Source organism: Lactiplantibacillus sp. YT640, from assembly GCF_049745435.1.
Taxonomy (GTDB): Bacteria; Bacillota; Bacilli; order Lactobacillales; family Lactobacillaceae; genus Lactiplantibacillus; species Lactiplantibacillus plantarum.
In genome coordinates this window covers 1-1270 of the sequence record NZ_JBMNVY010000087.1, presented here as the reverse complement: position 1 = coordinate 1270, position 1270 = coordinate 1, and the positions used below count along the sequence as shown (strand labels likewise).

The window sequence follows — 1270 nt, the reverse complement described above, 5'->3', positions numbered from 1 at the left end:
CCAGCCTTTCTCGGTTTCTTTGTCTTCTTCTTTGTGTTCTTGATTTCTGGCGTTTCACTTTTGAATGAACGCACTACTGGAACCCTAAGCCGGCTACTTGCAACCCCAATTCGACGGAGTGAAATTATTATGGGCTATCTAATTGGTTATGGGGGCTTTGCCATCATTCAGACTGTCCTGACCGTTGTTTTTACAATTACGGTCTTCAAGATTCACTTAGTTGGTAGTATTTGGCTGGTCTTTCTGACTAACTTATTATTAGCGTTAGTGGCTTTGACCTTGGGTATCTTTATTTCCACCTTTGCTAACTCAGAATTTCAAATGATTCAGTTTATTCCACTGATTGTTGTACCACAAATCTTTTTTGCTGGGTTGGTTCCAGTCGATGGCATGGCCAGTTGGTTGCAAGCAATTGCCCACATCATGCCGTTATACTATGGTGCTAATGCGTTGACGGCTGTTGTGACAAAGGGTGCTGGGCTTGGCGATATTGGTGTCAATTTGTTAATATTAGTAGGGTTTATGGTCGTACTAACAATGTTGAATATTGTTGGAATGAAACGTTATCGGAAGGTGTGAGGATATGGAACGACCACGGATACGGGATTATTTTCAACAGGATCTAAGTCAGAATGAAACGATTACACCTAAGCAACGGGCCATCCTCCAGGCAAGTCTCGATTTGTTTGCTGAAAAGGGTTTTGACCAGACCAGTACTAGTGATATTGCACAACGGGCCGGCGTTGCGGAGGGGACGGTCTATCGGCGGTATAAGACTAAGGCTGCCTTACGGGATGCCATCTTAGCACCAATTACCGCGCACATTGTGCCAATCTTAGCGAGTGATTTTTCAGAGGATAAATTACGGCAGCGTTATCCCAGTCTACAGGCATTCGTCACAGCAATTTTTACGGACCGAGTTGCATTTGCTAAAGCTAACGTGAAAGAGTTAAAGGTCATTTTTGAAATGGTAGCTTTTGACACCGAACGACGCGAACAGATTCTTAGCCAGATTGCGCCTAAGATGGTCAAGCAGATGGGAAGTGTCATAAATCAACTAAAAGCAGATCATTTGATTGTGGATTGGCCGAATGATTTGATACTGCAAAGTTTGTTATCGCAGCTATTCGGTTACCTAGCGCAGTTAATGCTGGAATTGCCGGGAACTGAAATTGAGCGCGAACAAGCGTATTTGATTACGGTGATGACCAAAATATTGACCCCGGGTGAACATGATCAAATTACTGGTCAGTGAGCTAACTGTTACTTG

The 1270-nt window shown here is 43.5% G+C and carries 2 protein-coding genes; both read left to right on the top strand.

The annotated features are described in order from the left end of the window. The coding region (locus ACOV1R_RS16040; protein WP_219033567.1) for an ABC transporter permease at positions 1-579 on the top strand (579 nt) is incomplete at its 5' end. Between the two features lie 4 nt (positions 580-583). Continuing rightward, positions 584-1255: a TetR/AcrR family transcriptional regulator gene (locus tag ACOV1R_RS16035; protein ID WP_025025373.1), complete on the top strand. Its 672-nt coding sequence runs from the start codon at positions 584-586 to the stop codon at positions 1253-1255. The last annotated feature ends 15 nt before the right edge of the window (positions 1256-1270 follow it).

Bases quoted from the DNA above. Each gene is read 5' to 3' on its own strand.
- ACOV1R_RS16035 (WP_025025373.1), top strand. From the start codon at position 584: ATGGAACGACCACGGATACGGGATTATTTTCAACAGGATCTAAGTCAG.